At 64.2% G+C, this 18,091-nt stretch carries 20 protein-coding genes and 1 pseudogene; 13 read left to right on the forward strand and 8 right to left on the reverse strand.

Annotated features, from left to right (window positions below):
• Positions 1–150: 150 nt before the first annotated feature.
• The 4 genes from M3I54_RS24210 to M3I54_RS24225 all read left to right on the forward strand — a co-directional run bounded on the left by M3I54_RS24210 (position 151) and on the right by M3I54_RS24225 (position 4,205).
• On the forward strand, positions 151–969 hold the full coding sequence (locus tag M3I54_RS24210) for a universal stress protein (protein ID WP_254340596.1): 819 nt from the start codon (positions 151–153) through the stop codon (positions 967–969).
• 67 nt (positions 970–1,036) lie between these two features.
• The gene (locus M3I54_RS24215; RefSeq protein ID WP_254340598.1) at positions 1,037–1,843 is read left to right on the forward strand and encodes a universal stress protein; all 807 of its coding nucleotides are present in this window, start codon (positions 1,037–1,039) and stop codon (positions 1,841–1,843) included.
• Between the two features lie 54 nt (positions 1,844–1,897).
• A complete protein-coding gene (locus tag M3I54_RS24220; RefSeq protein ID WP_254340600.1) occupies positions 1,898–2,923 on the forward strand; it encodes an Acg family FMN-binding oxidoreductase in 1,026 nt (341 codons plus the stop codon).
• Between the two features lie 157 nt (positions 2,924–3,080).
• A complete protein-coding gene (locus M3I54_RS24225) occupies positions 3,081–4,205 on the forward strand; it encodes a PAS domain S-box protein (protein ID WP_254340602.1) in 1,125 nt (374 codons plus the stop codon).
• A 17-nt stretch (positions 4,206–4,222) separates the two neighbouring features.
• Here M3I54_RS24225 and M3I54_RS24230 read toward each other — a convergent pair whose 3' ends face one another.
• Positions 4,223–4,678 carry a hypothetical protein gene (locus M3I54_RS24230; protein ID WP_254340604.1) on the reverse strand — a complete coding sequence of 152 codons (456 nt, stop codon included), beginning with the start codon at positions 4,676–4,678 and terminating at the stop codon, positions 4,223–4,225.
• Positions 4,679–4,901: 223 nt separating this feature from the next.
• Between M3I54_RS24230 and M3I54_RS24235 the strand changes: the two genes are divergently transcribed.
• The 7 genes from M3I54_RS24235 (at position 4,902) to M3I54_RS24265 (ending at position 11,683) form a co-directional block, all read left to right on the forward strand.
• Positions 4,902–6,341, forward strand: a complete 1,440-nt coding sequence (locus tag M3I54_RS24235; RefSeq protein ID WP_254340734.1) for an MBL fold metallo-hydrolase RNA specificity domain-containing protein — start codon at positions 4,902–4,904, stop codon at positions 6,339–6,341.
• Between the two features lie 230 nt (positions 6,342–6,571).
• Positions 6,572–8,662, forward strand: coding sequence for a PAS domain S-box protein (locus tag M3I54_RS24240; protein WP_254340606.1), 2,091 nt, complete (start codon positions 6,572–6,574; stop codon positions 8,660–8,662).
• Positions 8,659–9,312 (forward strand): response regulator transcription factor, encoded by a 654-nt coding sequence (locus M3I54_RS24245; protein WP_254340608.1) that lies wholly within the window; start codon positions 8,659–8,661, stop codon positions 9,310–9,312. The genes M3I54_RS24240 and M3I54_RS24245 overlap by 4 nt, the downstream gene beginning before the upstream one ends.
• Before the next feature lie 125 nt (positions 9,313–9,437).
• Positions 9,438–9,845, forward strand: coding sequence for a response regulator transcription factor (locus M3I54_RS24250; protein ID WP_254340610.1), 408 nt, complete (start codon positions 9,438–9,440; stop codon positions 9,843–9,845).
• Positions 9,846–9,858: 13 nt separating this feature from the next.
• Complete coding sequence (locus tag M3I54_RS24255) at positions 9,859–10,647, forward strand: helix-turn-helix domain-containing protein (protein WP_254340611.1); 789 nt, start codon at positions 9,859–9,861, stop codon at positions 10,645–10,647.
• A 241-nt stretch (positions 10,648–10,888) separates the two neighbouring features.
• Positions 10,889–11,284: a c-type cytochrome gene (locus tag M3I54_RS24260; protein WP_254340613.1), complete on the forward strand. Its 396-nt coding sequence runs from the start codon at positions 10,889–10,891 to the stop codon at positions 11,282–11,284.
• Between the two features lie 30 nt (positions 11,285–11,314).
• Positions 11,315–11,683: a DUF3564 family protein gene (locus tag M3I54_RS24265; protein ID WP_254340615.1), complete on the forward strand. Its 369-nt coding sequence runs from the start codon at positions 11,315–11,317 to the stop codon at positions 11,681–11,683.
• A 29-nt stretch (positions 11,684–11,712) separates the two neighbouring features.
• Here M3I54_RS24265 and M3I54_RS24270 read toward each other — a convergent pair whose 3' ends face one another.
• The 5 genes from M3I54_RS24270 to M3I54_RS24290 form a co-directional block, all read right to left on the reverse strand.
• Positions 11,713–12,066 carry a hypothetical protein gene (locus tag M3I54_RS24270; protein ID WP_254340617.1) on the reverse strand — a complete coding sequence of 118 codons (354 nt, stop codon included), beginning with the start codon at positions 12,064–12,066 and terminating at the stop codon, positions 11,713–11,715.
• Between the two features lie 69 nt (positions 12,067–12,135).
• Complete coding sequence (locus M3I54_RS24275) at positions 12,136–12,375, reverse strand: UDP-glucose 4-epimerase (RefSeq protein WP_254340619.1); 240 nt, start codon at positions 12,373–12,375, stop codon at positions 12,136–12,138.
• A 111-nt stretch (positions 12,376–12,486) separates the two neighbouring features.
• Entirely contained in the window at positions 12,487–13,527 is a 1,041-nt protein-coding gene (locus M3I54_RS24280) for a universal stress protein (protein WP_254340621.1), read from the reverse strand.
• 68 nt (positions 13,528–13,595) lie between these two features.
• Positions 13,596–14,429, reverse strand: coding sequence for a universal stress protein (locus M3I54_RS24285; RefSeq protein WP_254340623.1), 834 nt, complete (start codon positions 14,427–14,429; stop codon positions 13,596–13,598).
• A 173-nt stretch (positions 14,430–14,602) separates the two neighbouring features.
• The gene (locus M3I54_RS24290; RefSeq protein ID WP_254340625.1) at positions 14,603–15,037 is read right to left on the reverse strand and encodes an Hsp20/alpha crystallin family protein; all 435 of its coding nucleotides are present in this window, start codon (positions 15,035–15,037) and stop codon (positions 14,603–14,605) included.
• 252 nt (positions 15,038–15,289) lie between these two features.
• On the opposite strand from M3I54_RS24290, the pseudogene M3I54_RS24295 reads away from it, so the two are divergent.
• Positions 15,290–16,129, forward strand: a pseudogene (locus M3I54_RS24295) (universal stress protein).
• Positions 16,130–16,173: 44 nt separating this feature from the next.
• Positions 16,174–16,674: a universal stress protein gene (locus M3I54_RS24300; RefSeq protein ID WP_254340627.1), complete on the forward strand. Its 501-nt coding sequence runs from the start codon at positions 16,174–16,176 to the stop codon at positions 16,672–16,674.
• A 183-nt stretch (positions 16,675–16,857) separates the two neighbouring features.
• Here M3I54_RS24300 and M3I54_RS24305 read toward each other — a convergent pair whose 3' ends face one another.
• Together M3I54_RS24305 and M3I54_RS24310 are read right to left on the reverse strand one after the other, a co-directional pair.
• Positions 16,858–17,547 carry a CBS domain-containing protein gene (locus M3I54_RS24305; protein ID WP_254340629.1) on the reverse strand — a complete coding sequence of 230 codons (690 nt, stop codon included), beginning with the start codon at positions 17,545–17,547 and terminating at the stop codon, positions 16,858–16,860.
• Positions 17,548–17,622: 75 nt separating this feature from the next.
• Positions 17,623–17,946, reverse strand: a complete 324-nt coding sequence (locus tag M3I54_RS24310; protein ID WP_254340631.1) for a DUF1488 domain-containing protein — start codon at positions 17,944–17,946, stop codon at positions 17,623–17,625.
• Positions 17,947–18,091 lie beyond the last annotated feature (145 nt).

The following is an 18,091-nucleotide window of genomic DNA, read 5'->3' on the forward strand; positions in this document are numbered from 1 at the left end:
CGATTGACATGCATCAACCGGAGGCCTGGCCGCCGGAAACCATCGGTATCCGCGAAGGGTTGACTCAAATCAATTGTGACCACTCGCCGGAACCTAGACTGATCCCACGTCACTCTTGTTCGCGGTTTTCTCAATCGTGGAGCGCCGACCATGGAGTACCGCAGCATTCTTGTTCATCTGGACGGCAGCGCACGTGCGAGCGCCTGCCTCGATCTCGCGTTGCTTGTTGCGCGCCAACACGGCGCCCACGTCAATGCACTATTCGCGCCGGTCACGACCGACCACGAAAGCGCATGGTCGATCACGATCGACATGGGCTATCGCGTACGGACCAGGGAAGACAAGCGCCGCGCGCTGGAACATCAGTTCTTCAACGGGCTCTCGCAGGCGAACCTCAAAGGGACCTGGCGCACAGCCACGGATGTTGCCCAGCACGAGTTGCTCGCCCTCTCGCCGTTTGCGGATCTCATCGTGATGGGCCAAAGCGATCCAAAGGATCCGGAGGCTTCGCTGAGTAACCGTCTGCAAATTCAGGTGACGCTGGCAGCGGGACGGCCAGTCCTGTGGGCGCCCTATGTCGGGACGTTTCCCACTGTGGGCGAGCGCGTCGTCGTTGCGTGGGACGCAGGCCAGTCCGCCACGCGTGCACTGTACGATGCCCTGCCCTTCATGCGGCTTGCCGCACACACCACGGTCGTCACGCTCAACACCGAGCGGGAAGGCCGCATACCGGGGGCCGACATTGCCCTCGTCCTCGCGCGCCACGGCCTCGACGTGGAAATTACCCAGTTGCACACGCCCCCCACGGTGTCGATTGCCGACGCCCTGCTTTCACGCGCTGACAAACTGGGCTGCGACCTGCTCGTGATGGGGGCATACGGTCACGCGCGCTGGAAGGAACTCGTGCTCGGCGGCGTCACGCAAACCGTTCTCGGGGCGATGCCTGTCCCGGTGTTGATGTCTCATTGAGCGCTCATTGGATATATCGTGCGCCTGCGTTGCCGGGCGCACATGCTCGGGTTCAAGGAAAATCGCCATGTGCTACAAGAGCCTGCTCGTCCACCTCGACGACTCGGAACGATGCTCGGTGCGCCTCGCGCTCTCGCTCGATCTGGCGGATCGCTTCGATACGCATCTGACCGGACTGTATTGGTCGCATGCGAACCGGGACCCATCCGCGGACGTGCCAACTCCCGAGGCGCGCCTCGCGCGAACACACGAACGTTTTCTCCTCGCCGCGGAGCGTGCGGGCCGCGCTGTCGAGTGGCGCGCGCCACAGCCTTGCGATACCGCGACTGCGACGCTCCACGCGCGCCATGCCGATCTGCTCGTACTGGGGCAGCCAGAAGACGAGGCATGGGTCGCGCAGAGCGCTGGCGGCTTCGTGGCGGACCTGCTGATGACGGCCGGGCGCCCAGCCGTCGTGGTGCCGCGTTCCGGCGCCTTCCCGGAATTCGCGCAGAACATTCTGGTTGCGTGGGATGGCAGCCGCGAAGCGGCGCGCGCCGTCTCCGACGCGCTCCCCTTGTTGCAGCGCGCCCAGTCTGTCTCGATCGAAGTGATCGCCTCGCACCGGGGCGCGCAGCGCGCGCGCGCCGAAAACGAAGCCATCGACGCTGCCGCGTGGCTCGATCTGCACGGCGTGCAGGCATCGTTTCACGAAAGCGCGAGCGATCCCGCGGTCCTGACCGGAGCGGCGCTGCTCAGCCGCGCCAGTGACCTGCACGCCGACCTGATCGTCGCAGGCGCTTACGCGCACTCGCGTGTCCACGAATGCGTTCTGGGCGGTGTGACGCGTACGCTGCTGCAAGCGATGACGGTTCCGGTCCTCATGTCGCACTGATTCCACCTGGCGCGCCGCGGCTTCGCGCGTCTTTGAAGAGGCGGGAAAACCACCATGCTCGAGAAGCCCCACGACTCTGCCGCCGGCGCCACCCCGCTCGACAAGCTTGACGACTACGCGTTGCGTTACGCCGTGCGCCACGCAACGCTTGCCCCGTCGAGCCACAACAGCCAGCCGTGGCGTTTCGTGCCCGCCCACGACCGCATCCTGTTGTGCGCCGACCGTCTGCGGGCGCTACCAGTCGTCGATCCGTTCGATCGGGAGCTGATCATCAGCTGCGGGGCGGCGCTCTTCAATTTGCGCGTGGCGCTCGCGAGCCTCGGCATCGGCTATGCAATCACGCTCTTTCCAACGAGCCTCGATCCCGACCTGCTTGCCGATGTGCGCATGCTTCGTGAGCGGCCCATTGGCGCGGAGCTGGTTCCGCTGCTCAATGCCATGTCGCTGCGGGTTACCACACGTCACCCGTTTTCCCCCGCGCCGGTCGCAGCAGCCGTCGAACGCGAACTGGTCGAGGCGGCCCGGGCCGAGGGGGTTGACGTTGCATGCGCCACCGAAGCCGGAAAGCGCGAGGCGATCGCCGACCTCGTAGCCGTTGCCGACCAATGCCAGTTCGCCGATCCCAGGTTCCGCCGTGAACTCGCGAAATGGATACATCCGCGCAACACTGGCGACGGTATGCCGGCCTATGCGGCCGGACTCAATTCCCTGCTCGACTTCGCCACACCGCTCGTCGCCTCCGCGATCCGCACATTCGATGTGGGTGGCGGCGTGGCGGCGACCCACCGGGAACTCGCGGCAGGATCGCCGCTGCTGCTGTGCATCGCAACGAGCGTCGACGATGCGCAGGCCTGGCTTGCCGCGGGCGAGGCGCTCGAGCGGGTGCTGCTCGTGCTGACATCGCATGGACTATGCGCCTCCTATCTGAACCAGCCCATCGAGGTGGCCGAACTACGCGCGCAGCTAGGTGCGCTGCTCGGCATGCCGAAATCCGCTTGTCCGCAGCTTCTGCTGCGCATCGGACACGGCACGCCGGACGCGCCGTCACCGCGCCGACCGCTGAGTGAAGTCGTGGCGTAAGTCGTCGTCACAAGCAAATCGTCAGGATGCTTGAGCCTGCAATAGATCTGAACCCGGCAAGGAATTTGCCCTACCATGCGGCATATCGGTGTGATATGCCTGGTGCGCCAGGATGCGTCCGATCCCTGCTGACTCGGCAAATCATCCGGAGCGTTTCATGCAAACGGCAGGGCCCACGTCCTGGCTCGGACGCAACGACAGCAATATTGCAATCGCAGACCGGTATCGGCTTCTCATCGACGCGGTGCGCGACTACGCCATTTTCATGCTCGAACCTGGCGGCCGCGTTGCGAGCTGGAATGCCGGCGCGCAGCGCATCAAAGGCTATTCATCGGATGAAATCGTCGGCCAGCACTTCTCTGTGTTCTATCCCCCGGACGATATCGCCTCAGGCAAGCCCACGTACCTGCTAGAGACTGCCGCGCTGAACGGACACGTCGAAGACGAGGGCTGGCGCGTGCGCAAGGACGGCAGCCGCTTCTGGGCGAACGTTGTCATAACCGCGGTGCGCGACGACCAGGGTTCGCTCGTCGGCTTCGCCAAGATCACGCGTGACTTGACCGAGCGGCGCAGGCTCGAAGAACTCGAGCGCGCTCATGCCGCGTCCTCGCTCGTCCAGCAGGCGCGCGAAAACGAACAGAAGCGCGTTGCCCGCGAGCTGCACGACGATCTCGGGCAACGCATCGCGGCACTGAAAATAGCGCTCAGTCTCCACGGGTCCGAACTCGAGAACGCATTGCCGACGCAGTTGCATGCCGAACTGGAAGCCATCGCGCAAATCGGCGCACAGATCGACGAGCTTGCTGAGGCGGTCCGGCGCATTGCCGCCGACCTGCGTCCCACCATGCTCGACGATCTCGGACTCCAGGCTGCGCTCAAATGGCTGGCAGAGGACTTTCAGAGCCGCTACAGTGTGAGTGTCGAGTGCAGGCTGAAGGTTTCGGAACCTGAGCTCGGCGAATTCGCTACGACCGCCCTCTTTCGCGTCATCCAGGAAGCGCTGACCAATGTGGCGCGCCACGCTCACGCACACCGTGTGACGATCGAGCTTGAGAACGACGCGGAACATTGCCGGCTTCGCGTCAGCGACGACGGCGTCGGCTTCGACCCGCGCTCCGCGCCACGTCCCGATGCGCTCGGGCTCATCGGCATGCGCGAGCGCATTGTGCAGCTTGGCGGCTGGCTGACGGTCGAAGGTCGTCCCGGCGCGGGCGTCACGATTTCAGCGGAGCTTCGCTTGCCGGTGGACATTCATCCGGCGCTCGCTTGCGCTGGACGGTAGCAAACATCCACGCCGCTTTATCTGACGCTACCCATTTCGCGCGCGAATTCGAGCTGCGCCTGCAGGAGCTGTTCGGCGCAGCGCGCATAGAGCCATCCAGGCCCGTTGTCGGTGCTGTACATGCCGCGGCACAAGCCCTTGAGCCGTATCGTCGTCGTTCCGTCCGCCGCCGTCTGCCGTACTGCCCAGAAGTACGCGATGCCGAATTCATGCGGCATGCGTGTCTCGATGGTTTCGTCGGTCGCACGTTCGATGGGCGTGGGCGAGTGCCGCTGGACGAAAAACCGGGCGCGGGTCCAGGCCTGTGCGCAGTCGTCGGGCACTGCGCATTGGATCGCGCTCTGCTCTCGGCGCGCTTCCAGCTCGGTCTCGGACCGACGGAAGGCGACGTTTTCGTCACGGAGGGTCTCGCGGTACGTAGTACAAGCCAAAAGCAATCCAATCAACAGCGTCAGACCAAACGGCCAGCCCAAGGACAACCTGCGCGACATTTTCGCCTCTGCCTGAATATCGGCCCGCGACCGCGTGCCACCGACTCCAATGTATGAATCGTCTGACTCGCTGCGATTGATCTGCCTCAAGGAGAGGCGGGCCCGGGCGAAGCCCGTTCGTCTGATTCAGGTCAAAGCCGGCGTGCCGGCGCGCGCTCCAATCGATGTCAGGCGCGCACATGGCGCGTGAAGCGAGGAGAGCATGATGAGGCTGACGTTTCTGGGCGCGGCACAAACGGTCACCGGGTCGCGCTACCTGCTGGAGGCTGGGAGCAAGCGGGTACTGATCGACTGCGGGCTGTTCCAGGGAACCAAGAACCTGCGCCTGCGCAACCGGGAGCCGCTGCCCTTTCCCGCCGACTCGCTCGATGCCGTCATCCTCACGCACGCCCATATCGATCATTGCGGCTATCTGCCAGTCCTTGCGCGCAACGGTTATGGCGGTCCGGCTTATTGCACGCCCGGAACTGCGGACCTGTGCGGCATCATGCTGCGCGACAGCGCCCGGTTGCAGGAGGAAGACGCGGCGTTTGCGAACCGTCACGGCTTCTCCAAACACCATCCCGCGCTGCCGCTTTACACGCTGGAAGACGCCGAAGAGGCGCTGCGGCTCATCGCGCCGCGCCCGTTCGATGAACCCGTCACCCTCGGCGAACAACAGACTTTTCGGCTGCTGCCGGCCGGCCATATCCTTGGGGCGTCTAGCGTCGTGCTGTGTAACGGGCATACAGTCGTTGCGTTTTCGGGCGACCTTGGGCGCCCCGACGATCCGATCGTGCGTGCGCCATCCCCGCCGGTGCATGCGGACTACCTGGTGGTCGAATCGACCTATGGCGACCGGCTACACGATGCGCTCAACCCCGAGGACGAGCTCGCCGAGATGTTCTCGCGCACATTTGCGCGTGGCGGGATCGTGGTGATGCCCTGCTTCGCAGTGGGACGCGCACAGGAGGTCCTTTACTACATCGCGCGATTGAAACAGTCGGGCCGCATGGCGAATGTACCGGTCTACCTCGACAGTCCGATGGCGATCAGCGTGACCGACCTCTACCGGCGTCACATGAGCGATCATCGGCTAACGGTCTCGCAGGTGCACGCCATCGATCATGCGGCGTTCATGGCCCGAACGGTGGACGAGTCAAAGGCCATTGCCGGACGCAACGGCCCCATGGTCATCATTGCCGGCAGCGGCATGGCAACCGGCGGCCGGATTCTGCATCACCTGAGCCTGTATGCTTCGGACCCGCGCAACACGATCGCGCTCGTCGGCTACCAGGCGCCCGGCACGCGCGGCGCGGCGCTCGAGGCCCACGCGCCAGCCATCAAGCTGCACGGCGACTACGTGCGCGTGCGCGCCGAGGTGTCTTCGATCACGTCCCTCTCCGCGCATAGCGATTACCGGGAAACCCTGCGCTGGCTCGCCGGCATGACGTGCCCGCCCATTCGCACGTTCGTCACGCACGGTGAGCCCGCAGCGGCGGATGCCTTGCGGCGGCGCATCGTCGAAACGCTGCACTGGGATTGCTGCGTGCCGGAATACGGGCAGTCGTTCGAACTCGCCGAGGATACTGTGCGACCTTACCCCTGCCCGCCGTGCCCCGCGGATGAACTGGCGCCCGCGTCGGGGGCAGGCACGGCGCGGTGAAAGGCTGCTTGAAAGGCTACCTGAACACGAAACGGGGCGCCTGCGCGCCCCATGCGAGCCTGCAGGACGCGCGCCAAACTTTTTTGGGACACGATCTCGCGTGGCTCATAAAATGGGCATGCATCCCCCGAGACACGGGATGCCGATGTCCCTCCCATTGAAGTCGGTACTTCATATACGAATGGCCTACGCATCGATCTCGCGCAAGCATTGCGCCCCGGAATGTCGTCATGGGTCCGCGCGCTGACCCACGTACGCGCGCCGGACAACGGGTGGGGCCGGCAATTGTCGCCCGCCTGCGCAATCCGGCCGTTTCGGCCGTGCTGGCGTTCATTGTGGCCTTCGCGCTGGCTGGCGTCATCGCAACGTTCGTTACGCGGCAGTGGCAAGCGGCGGCGGAACAGCGGTTCACCCGGCGCGCGGCGGCGTTGCACGAAACGCTCAGGCAGGCCCTGATTGCCAACGAGGCCATCCTGCGTGGCGCGCGCGCCTTGCTCGCGCAAACGCCCGGCCCCGATCCGGCGGCCTGGAACCACTTTGTGTCAGCGATCGATCTGGACAACTCCCGTTCGGCGATCACTGCGCTGGGTTACGTTACCCCGCTCGGCAACCGGGCGACGGGCGCGGCCGACCGCGCCGAAGTCACGACGCAATGGGCCGGTCTGAGCGCCACTGTCCCCGCTAACGCATTCGCGGACACCGTCGCGACGCGTGCCGCGCGACGCTACGCTGCCGAAACCGGCAACGCTGCGCTCGCGGCCTTGCCGGAGTTGGCCAATGCGCCACCGCTTCTCACGCTCTGGCTGCCCGTGTACGAGACGGCGCCCGATGCGCGAGGAAGCGCACAAGGCAATGCACAGAAGGTGATCGGCTTCGCCGTTGCCTTGCTGGACGTGCGGCGGCTGTTCGCACCGCTCGTTGCCGCCGATCCGGGACTTGTGATCAGCGCCCGGATCGGTACTCCTCCGTTGCACCTCTACACGAGTGAGCGCAGCGAAGAAGACGAGGTGTTGCCCGGCATGCGGTTCCAGCGGAGGGATTCGTTCGTCTTTGGCGGCATAACGCTCGCGCTCGACGTCAGCGCCGATGCAAGCCCGCTGCTCACGGGTGCAGCCGCTTGCGCCACGGCCATTCTGCTCGCGGGAGCGCTCAGTGCTGCCGCACTCGCATTTCTCGCGCAACGCCTCATGCGCGCAAACCTGGCGCGCGTCGCGGGCGATATGCGGCTCAACGAAGCCCGCATGATGGGGATCATCCGCTCGTCGATGGAAGCGATCGTCACTGTCGACGAAACCCAACGCGTGGTGATCTTCAATCCAGCCGCCGAACAGGTGTTCGGCCTGTCTGCCATGGAGGCGATCGGCTCTCCGCTCTCGCGCTTCATTCCCGAGCGGTTCCGGGCCGCGCACGCGCAGCATGTCGAACAGTTTGGCGAGACCGGCGTCACCGAGCGACAGATGGGCCACCCGCAACGTGTGCTCCACGGGCTGCGCGCCAATGGCGAGGAGTTTCCCATCGAGGCATCGATTTCGCAGATCCGTGACGACTCGGGCAAGCTTTTCACGGTCATGCTGCGCGACATCACCGAGCGCGTACGTGCGGAGGAAGCGCTCAAGCGTTCGCGCGAAGAGCTCCGCGAGCTGTCGGCCAATCTGCAGAACGTACGTGAGGCCGAGAAAACACGCATCGCGCGCGAGCTTCACGACGATCTCGGGCAGCAGCTCACCGCGCTCAAGATCGATCTCTCCGCGCTCGAGCGCCGGCTCGGGGAGGATGACGCCACCGACGTCCCCGCGCGCCTCGCCGGCATGCGCAACCTGATCGATTCGACGGTGGGGGCCTTGCGGCGCATCGCGGCCGACCTGCGGCCGGTCATGCTGGATGACCTCGGCCTCGTGCCGGCCATCGAGTGGCTGGCGAACGACTTCACGAACCGGCACGGCATCGCCGTCGAGCGCGATCTGGACGCGGACGCCACGATGTTTTCGAACGGCGCCTCCTCTGCACTCTTTCGCATCGTCCAGGAAGCTCTGACCAATGTCGCCCGTCATGCCGAAGCGAACCTCGTCGAGATTACGCTCAAGGTGGACGGGCCGCGCTGTGTCCTGCGCGTTGCCGACGACGGCCTCGGCGCGACCGGTGACCCTGCCGACAGACAGCGTAACGCCTTGCGGGACAAGTCGTTTGGCCTGCTCGGCATTCGCGAGCGCGCCCACATGCTGGACGGCACCGTTTCTATCGATACCGCGCCCGGCAAGGGCTTTGCCATGACAATCACGTTCGCACTTCATGCTCTCCTCCCCGAAGAGGCCGCATCATGATCAAGGTGATCATTGCCGACGACCATGCGCTCATGCGTGACGGTCTGCGACGCATTCTCGAAAGCGCGCGCGACTTCCAGTTCGAAGTCGTCGGCGAAGGCTGCGACAGCTCGACCACGCTCGCGCTCGTGCGCGAGCACCCGGCCCAGGTCCTGGTGCTCGACCTCTCGATGCCAGGGCGCAGCGGCGTGGATCTCGTCAAGCAGATCAAGGACGAAAAGCCCGCGTTGCGCATTCTCGTGCTGACCATGCACGCCGAGCAGCAATACGCGGTGCGTGCCTTCAAGGCGGGCGCCTCCGGCTATCTCACCAAGGAGTGCGCGAGCACGGAGCTGGTCAGCGCCGTGACGAAGATCGCCTCCGGCGGCGTCTACATCAGCATGACGATGGCTGAGCGCTTCGCCCAAAGTCTGAACGAGCCCGCCGACATGCTTCCCCATCAACGGCTTTCCGACCGCGAGTTCGAGGTCTTCCGGCGTATTGCGGCCGGGCAGACCATTACCGAGATCGCGCAGGAACTCTGCGTAAGCGCGAAGACCGTCAGCACCTATAAGGTGCGCATCCTCGAAAAAATGCAGATGCCGCACGAAGCCGCGCTCGTGCGCTACGCGATGCGGTACAAGCTCGTCGACGATCCGGATGAGGCCTGACCGCCTGCTGGCGCAGCTGATTGCCGCATGACTGTAGGAATCGCCCTACACGTCTTCCGTTCCGCGTACGTCACTTTCCATCGCCGCCGATATTTTTTTGAGACGGCGTTGCCGATACTGGCTACATGAAAGCCAGTTCTGTCCGCCAGCGCCTGCAGGTCTTCCTCGTCGAGGATGCAACTGCAGTGCGCAGGAAAATCGCCGAAGCGTTGTCGGCCATTCCCGACGTGACCGTGATTGGCGAAGCCGAGGATGCGGCTAGCGCCCTGACCGGCATCGCGCAAAGCGGTGCGGACGTCGCGGTGGTCGACCTTAGGCTCGCGAGCGGCAGCGGCATCGAATTGCTCACCCTGCTCGGCCGCGAGCAACCCTTGGTTGTGACGGTCGTGCTGACGAATCACTCCGGCGCACCGTTTCGCGCAGCCTGCCAAAGAGCGGGAGCCCATTTCTTCTTCGACAAGACGTCCGAGTTCGAAGCCGCCTGCGAAGCCATTGAAGCGTTAGTGAAACAGCGCGTCACCCCCGCGCGCTGAACTGGAGACGATCATGTATGCCGAGCCCGTCTGCGAATCCTCACTGTCCACGCCGCCGTCCGCGCGCTGGCACGTCGTGCCGCTGCAGCCAGCCGTGCGTGAGGCCGCGCGGAGCCAGCCGGCTACGCGCTGCTCGACCTGCTCGCTGCGTGCGGTCTGCATGCCGCCAGACCTCACGTCCACAGAACTCCAGCAACTCGACACCGTGGTCCTCACCACGCGCAATGTGCACCGCGGCGAAACGCTGTTCCACGCGCACGACGCCTTCCAGAGCCTGTACGCCGTACGTACCGGATCGTTCAAGACGGTCGTCATGCATCGGGACGGACGCGAGCAGGTCACGGGCTTCCAGATTCCGGGCGAGCCGCTCGGGCTTGACGGCGTTTGCTCCGGCACGCACAGCTGCGACGCCATTGCGCTCGAAGACAGCACAGTCTGCATCATGCCGTTCGGCCAGCTCGAAACGTTCTGCCGCGAAAGCCGGCGCATGCAGCGCCATCTTTATCAGCTCATGAGCGGCGAGATCGTCCGCGAATCCAGTCTGATGATGCTGCTCGGCACAATGACCGCCGAACAGCGCCTCGCCGCGTTTCTGCTCGATCTCGCAGCGCGCTTCCAGGCGCGCGGCTACTCCGGTGCGCAATTCAACCTGAAGATGAGCCGGGAGGAGATCGGCTGCTTTCTCGGCATGAAGCTCGAAACCGTGAGCCGGATGTTTTCGCGCTTTCAGCGCGAAGGCCTGGTCGAGCCAAACGGCAAGCAGATCCGTATCATCGACCTGGAGGGGCTTGCGCGCGTGTGACGCGAAAGGCGGCGTTGCTGCCACCGACAGGTGTTTGCTCAGTAAGCCTCGTCGCTGAGGTGCATGTATTTTGCGGCGCCCGGTACCCGGCGCCGCTCACTTTTTAAGCGATCCTGATGCGAACGCGCGCGACCGGAATCCGTTGGTGATTGACACATATCAACGGGATAGAGGGCGCCGATGACACCATGGATCTGGCCGGCGGCCTTCCGCTTCCCGGCAGCACGCGAGGAGACATCCGATGCCACGCACTCCCACGCCTGTCGCTCGCGTCCTGGTGGTTCCGTCTTTCCGTGACTGGGTGAGCAAGATCCTGTTTCACGCGGCAGCAGTGTGTGCTCTCGCGTTGTATACCATTGCCGCGCACGCGCAGCTTGCCGAACCCACCGAACTCGTCGATCAGCAGCACTGCATGTTCTGCCACACGTCGGACGCGCCATTTCTCGCGCCGTCGTTTCACCAGATCGCAGAGCGCTACCGCGACAAGCCGAATGCCAGCACCCTTCTTGAAGATAAGCTCAGGCACGGCGGCAAGGCGCACTGGGGCGACATGGCGATGCCCCTGCCAGACGACCGCGGCGGCCCGCTATCAGCCGAGGACGCACGCACACTCGTTCAATGGGTACTGAGCCAGTAATTGCGCAAACGTATCTAAAGGAGAACCTTCATGCGCGTTACCGTCCATCTCGACAGTTTCGATCAACTCGACCCTTCTGCTTGCGCGATCGTCTGGATCGACACCGAAGCGAAGAAATGGTCCCGCGAAGGCCATGCAGGCGTGAGTCTGTCCGAATGGGGGCAATGCCGTCCCTCGCCGGGCGGCACGAGCCTGCTGGCGTGTGAAGACCGGCGTGAGGTGTGCACGCTGGACGGTCTGAATCTCGGGTCGAGCGATGGTCCCTTCGAAGGCGAGTGCGGTGACGTGCACTGGCGTGCGCGCATGAGCGCCGGGCCGCTCGGTGCACGCTGGCACGTGCAATGTGTCGATGAGAGCGCGCGGGAACCAGAGGATGGCCTCTTCGCCGACGAAGTCTGATGGGGCTTCCTCTTCAGACGCAGCGTTACTCAGTGATCGCGGCGCCTGGCACCGCTTCGACAAAAGGCGCTTGCGGGCCCAGTGGAACCAAGTTGACGCTCGGCTGCGTCGAATGCCGCGCGCATGGCGGCCACGGGGTCGTCGCCCTCGCAATGGCCAAGCGGCGCGAGTTCCCTTGAAGCTGAAACGAGGTCGAGACGAACGTCATAGGCCGGCTGGTGGATTCCGGGCTGCAAGGGGTGCATCCGCTCGATCGCGAGATGACACCCTGCCAGCACGCCGCCGCTGAACCGCTCGAGGCGCAGCAATTGAACGCCGGCTTCCGCCTCGAGGGCAGAGGAACCGGGAAAACCCAGATAAACAATTTGCATCCCGAGTCCCATCGCCGTGCCCCTTCAGAAATCGGCGTTGTTGCTGCCCGAAGGCTCGTTACCGCCATCGACCATGCCTGACTACACTTCAAACGCGTGACGGATTTTCAGGTCGATCCACACCATGCCTTCGCGCAGCCCCTCGAGCACCGCCTCTCGCTCGGTTTCAAACACACGGTGATGCGCAAAGGCGTGCGAGAAGCACTGCGTCTGCGGACCGTGCGTGACGCTGACTTCGCAGCAAAAACCGCCTTGCGGAGCCGGCGACGTGAGTGCCTGGACGCTCCAGGCGCCCGAATCGATATGGCCGGTAAGTGACATGATTGCGTTCCTCCTGGGGCCTGGTGGTGATCGACTGGATCTGCGATTGAATTCAGGATAAGACCGGGTAGCCGAAGCCAATTGATGCACGTCAACCCTGACTGGCACCGCTCACCGCGGTGCGCTACCAAAGGCCCGCGTAGCGCGCCGCTTACGCGGGCCGCTGTAAGAGCGGACCGACGTTTCACCGCCACCACCTGCGCTATGCGAGGCACACGTCGCCATCGCCTGATCTGTTGCGCGTTTCGCCGGCGCCGCAACGAGCACCGGGCACAGGGCGTCGCGCAGGGCGTGCGACGCAACGCTGCCGGGCAGCGCCTGCGTCCGCATGCGCCGCCCCTGCAATCCGATGACGAGTAGATCGGCACCCCAGCCACGTGCCTCGCGCAGAATTGTGCTGGCGATGTCGTCGAGTTCGTCGTACGTCGCCAGCGCCGCAATCGATACCCGGGAGCCGCAGGACGCAACGAGCGCCTCGGCACGGGCAAGCGTACTGGCGCGGTCATCCTCAAATAGATGGGTGAGTCCCTGGCCTCCCACATGGAGCGTGCGTTCTACGACGTAGATCACGCGCAATTCCACCTCCGCCGGCACGCACCCAACCGCGAGTTGAAGGGCGGCATAGGCACTCGCGCTTCCGTCGACGGCGATCAGCGCGCGCGCAAGAGGTGGTTCGTCCAGTGCAAGCAATTGCGACGGCACATACAGCAACGTCCGGCGCGTCGCGTACGCGATTTCCTCCGGATCAAGCCTGCAGGCCCAGCGCTGCCCAGGGTGATGCGCTGCGAGCACCACCAGATCGGCGTCGAAAGAGTCGGCAGCGTGAGCAACGGCGACAGGCGCGTTTGTGTGCAGCACCGGGAGATCGAGCAGTTGCACGTCCGGTTCGCGTCGCTCGAGTGCCAACGCGGTCGCGGCATCGCGCAAGTCGAGTTCTGCACGGCGGATCATCGCTGCGTGTGTCTCGGCACCGTCCGGCAGCCCCAACTGGAGGGCGGGGAACAGGGAGGCAGGATCGGCGATGAGTTCGACGAGCTTGATCGGCGCATCGCGATTCGCAAGGCGGCAGGCAAATGCCGCAAGCGAAACGAGGCCACTTCCGCCCTCGGCGGTGGCCATGAGGCGCTGGAAAGGTTCCGCTGGGAGTTCCATGTACGTATCCAGTTCAACTGAACGAAGACCACAGGTACACAATGCGTGGCCGCGTCGTGGGCCTGCCCTCAGGCCAGCATCGACGTCTTCGAACCCTGCGGCACGAGGAGCAGCGGCAGCACCGTGCGCTGCGCCACGTCGGCGGCAACGCTCGCGTAGCGCCACCGGCCGCCTTCATGGCCGCCGCGCGTGCCGAGCACCAGCAGATCCGCGCGCCACTGCAGCGCCGCCTGAATGATCGCGTGCGCCGTCGACTCGCCATCGTGCTGGGCTTCGAGGATGGCCGCGTCGAAGTCCTCGGGATGCTGCGCGGCCGCCCGGTCACACGCGAGATAACCCACGCGCACCGCCGTGCGTGAAGCGGCCAGCCTCGCCGCTTCACGCACGGCGTAAGCCGATGCCGCGCTTGCATCGCTCGCCACGAAAACGCGCCGTGGCGGCACCGAACAGTGGCGCGCGGTGAGTGTGGGCAGCAAAAGCACCGGGCAGTCCGTTTCGCCTGCAAGCGCGACCGGGTTGGCCGGGGCCCCGATCGTCACGTCGGCCTTCCAGCCGCGTACCGCGCGAGCAAGCGCCTCGTTACGCGCTGCGCTGTCCGGCCCCGTGCGAAGGAATTCGCAGTCCGCCTCGATTCCGCGTAGCGCCAGCAGTTCGCGAGCGGCTTCGAGCGTCGCGGCCAGGGTGATCCGATTGGAGAGGTGCTGCGCGGCCCGTTGATCCGAATCCGCCAGCAAAGCCGAAGGTGCAAGGCCAGCAAGCCGTACGTGCGCGCCACGAACTGCCCAGCCCGCTACGCAGTCGAGCAGCGAGGCGACGCGCTCCATTCCGGTAAACAGGACATAGAGGCGTGAATAGGGCGCAACGTGCTGCATTCTGGCGGCCGCGGCGGTCAGTCGCTTCATTCTATGCCTCCCCCGTTCATGCACCCGCACCGAGTTGCGCCGCGCGTAAGCCGTGCTGCACAAACGCAAAAAAAGAAGGCGCGGAGCCAATGCCCCTGCGCCGTCATGGCGTGCGCCGGGCCTTCATGCCCGGGTCGACGCGCCCTCTCCCCCGTCTAGAAGACCTCAGGCGCTCACTCGATCTGCAGCCGCTTCTGTTCGGTGGCCGTTTTTTTTGGCAGCGTAAGCGAGAGCACGCCATCCTGATACTGCGCATTGGCGCTGCTTTCGTCGATATCGCTGGCGAGCGAGAACGTGCGCGCGAAGGAGCCGCTGTACCGTTCGCGGCGAATGACGCGTTCGCCTTCCTTCTGTTCGGTCTTGCGCTCGACCTTCGCATGAATCGAAACCACATTCCCGTCGATTTTTACGTCGATGTCCTTCTTGTCCACACCCGGCATCTCGGCCTTCACCGTGTAACCCTTCTCGTTCTCCGTGACATCGAGTTTCATCGTCGAGAGTTCGCTCTCCTCGGCGGCGAGCATGCCGCGCATCGGCCGAAACAGCCCCTGGAAGAGATCCGAAACAGGTTCCATGGAAAACGGGTCATAACGTGTCAGATTGCTCATTGTGTTGCCTCCTGTAGCCCTTCGTGGCGCACAACCCTGCGATGAGTCGCGCTATACCCAATCTAGGCAGCAACGGAGTTTTCTGATTGATCTGCCTCAATGTCTCCTTTTTTCCGAAATCCGCGGGCGCCGTATTTATCCGTGAAGAGATGATTGATTCAAATCAACCATCGCGAGCCCTCCGTTCTTAGACTCGAATCACTTTCTCCGCCCTTAGGGGCGGTGCCACGACCCCGTTCGCTGGAGATCACGATGAGCTACAAAACGATCATGGTGCATATGGATACGAGCGCGCGCGCAAGCGCGCGACTCACACTTGCGTTGAAGCTGGCCCGCAGGTTTGGCGCGCATCTGGACGGATTGTTTGCGGCGTTCGAGCCGCACCCGCGCGAGTTTTACGTGATGGCTGGCACGGCCGACTATTACGACACGCACCGCAAGCTGCGCCGCGAATAGCGCGGCGCGATCGAGCGGCTCTTTCGCGCCGAACTGGCTCGTGCGCAGGTCGATGGCGCCTGGGTGACTCCAGAGGGCGATCCGGTCACGGCGGTCATGCGGCGCAGCCGGACCGCCGACCTCGTGATCCTCGGGCAAACCGATCAGGACAATCCGGAATCCTATATTGCTGAACACTTTTCGGAAACTGTGCTTCTCGGCGCGGGCGGTCCCGTGTTGTTAATGCCGTACACAGGCAGCTTCGAATCGGTCGGCGAACGCGTCCTCGTGGCCTGGAACGGCAGCCGCGAGTCCGCTCGCGCGATTCACGACGCCATGCCTTTCATCGCGCGGGCGGCCCAGGTGACCATCGTGGCCGCCTCCACGACCTTTACGCCCGCCGAGTCGCAGGCGTCGTGCGCCGATCTCGCCGCCATGCTTGCGCGCCATGGCGCGACGACGGTCGATATCACCCGGTTCGACCGCGACGCAGTTGAATCCACAGGCGATGCGCTGCTCAGTTCTGCGGCCGATGGCGGCTACGATCTGCTCGTGATGGGTGCATACGGGCACGCACGCCTGCAGGAACTCGTATTGGGCGGCGCCACGCGCTCCATCCTTGCCACGATGACGCTGCCGGTACTCATGTCTCATTGAAGGACCTCGCGTCGATTCTATTCAGCTTCCACTGGAGCCTTACCATGTACTCGCGTATTCTGGTCGCACTCGACGGCAGCAAGACCGCATCACACGCTCTCGACGCCGCGATCAAACTGGCGCTCGACATGGGCGCGCAACTGCAGGCGCTCTATGTGGTAGACCTGCCCGTCATCGCGTACGACGTGCCCGGCTACGATCCTTCGATCGTGCGCGACGCGTATATCGAGGAGGGACGCGTGATTCGTGCCGACGCGGATGCGCGCATGGCGCAACAAGGCGTGAAAGGCTCATCGTGCTCGGTTGAAGTCGAACTCCCTGCGGAAGACGTCGCACAGTGTATCCAGCAGGCGGCGGCAGACTGGCATGCCGATCTGATCGTCATGGGCACACACGGGCGTCGCGGTGTGCGCCGCCTCATGCTGGGCAGCGTTGCCGAGCGCGTGCTGAGGTGCGCGTGCTGTCCCGTGTTGCTCGTACCTGCACGTACGGCGGCGTCCGACGAGGAAGAGCAGGCGAAGCACAACGCCCGCGTACCGGCGTGAGTGACCGGGTGGATAGCCGCGCGTGATCCACGTCCTTTCCGACGTCACTCCGCTCGTCGTCGTCCGAGTCGTCCCCGTATTTTCTCCTCAAGCGAGAAGCGCCGCGACGGCGGCGGACGAAAACAACTGGGCCAGTCGTGTTGCTGGCCCAGCCTTCACCGCGCCTGGACGCACCCACCTTCCTTACATCGGCGTGAACACCACCGGGTAGCCGAGATGGTCCTCGACACCCTTGACGCCAGGCACACGCTCCGCAGAGACGAGTATCGCCTTGCGCTCCTCTTCCGAGTTCACCGTGCCCCAGAAATGGACGATCCCTTCCTTGACGACGACGTTCTCCGCCGCCATTGCCCAGCGATGTCCATCCAGCGCGTGCATGACGTTGCGATGGATGGTTTCGTCCGAAGCAAGGGCCGCCTCGTCGGGCCGCGCGGCGCTCGCCAGCGCGCGTATCAGGTTCGCACGGCTTACGATACCCACCAGATTGCCCTGATCGAGTACGGGCACACGCTTGATATGAAGGCGTTCGAGCACGTCGGCGATCTCGCTGAGCGGCGTGGAAGGCGAAACCGAAACGACGTTGCCCGTCATGACGTCGCCCACTTTCACCGCGTTTTCCTTCAGGTACTCGCCTGCAAGCTTGCGCGTCGAATGGAGGAATTCCCCAAACCAGCTTCGCTGTGGCTTGCCGGTGCCCGTTTCCACTCGATGCAGCAGATCGCTTTCGCTGAGAATGCCGACAACCGCTCCGCCATCGTCAACGACCGGAATCCCGCTGATGTGATGTTCGGTGAGCAACGTTGCTGCCTCGAAAATTGACGCATTGGGGCGCACGGTGATGACGTCCGTCGTCATGATGTCTGATGCTTGCATGAGGTCCTCCGTTAAGGGCCAACGCCCCGATATGATTCAATTTAAAGATTGCAAGGCCGCGCGCATTGACTTGAATCAAGCGTGCGGCCTCACTGCGAACGGGCTTTTCACGCCATCGTCCGAATCCCTGTACATGCGGAAGTAGCCGCTGTGAAGCGTGATCGCTTCGGACTGCGTCGCCTCGATCATGCGAGCCGCTGCTCTTTCGATCGCGGCCCGGTGGGCAAGGAATGCGCCGCACAAATCCGCTTCGCGCAGGGAGGCGGCGCCGAAATGATCTTCGAGCGCCTCGGCCGTGATCGCGCACTCGACGTGCATGTCGCCGGCCGTAGCGGGAAAGGTCAACGCGAGCCGGCTGGCGTCATAGTGCGGCGACCGATCGGAAAAGATGATGTTCATGCTGATGCCCCCCTTCGCATGCGCGCTCGCGAATGAGCTAGATCGTGATGCAACCCTGGAAGGACCATGGCAGTTTTATGTGCAATATCGAACTTGCGCGCGACATCGTATTAGATGCTTCGCCGAAGGAGCGCTTGCGCCACGC

This window comes from Paraburkholderia sp. CNPSo 3274 (genome assembly GCF_024206475.1).
Taxonomy (GTDB): domain Bacteria; phylum Pseudomonadota; class Gammaproteobacteria; order Burkholderiales; family Burkholderiaceae; genus Paraburkholderia.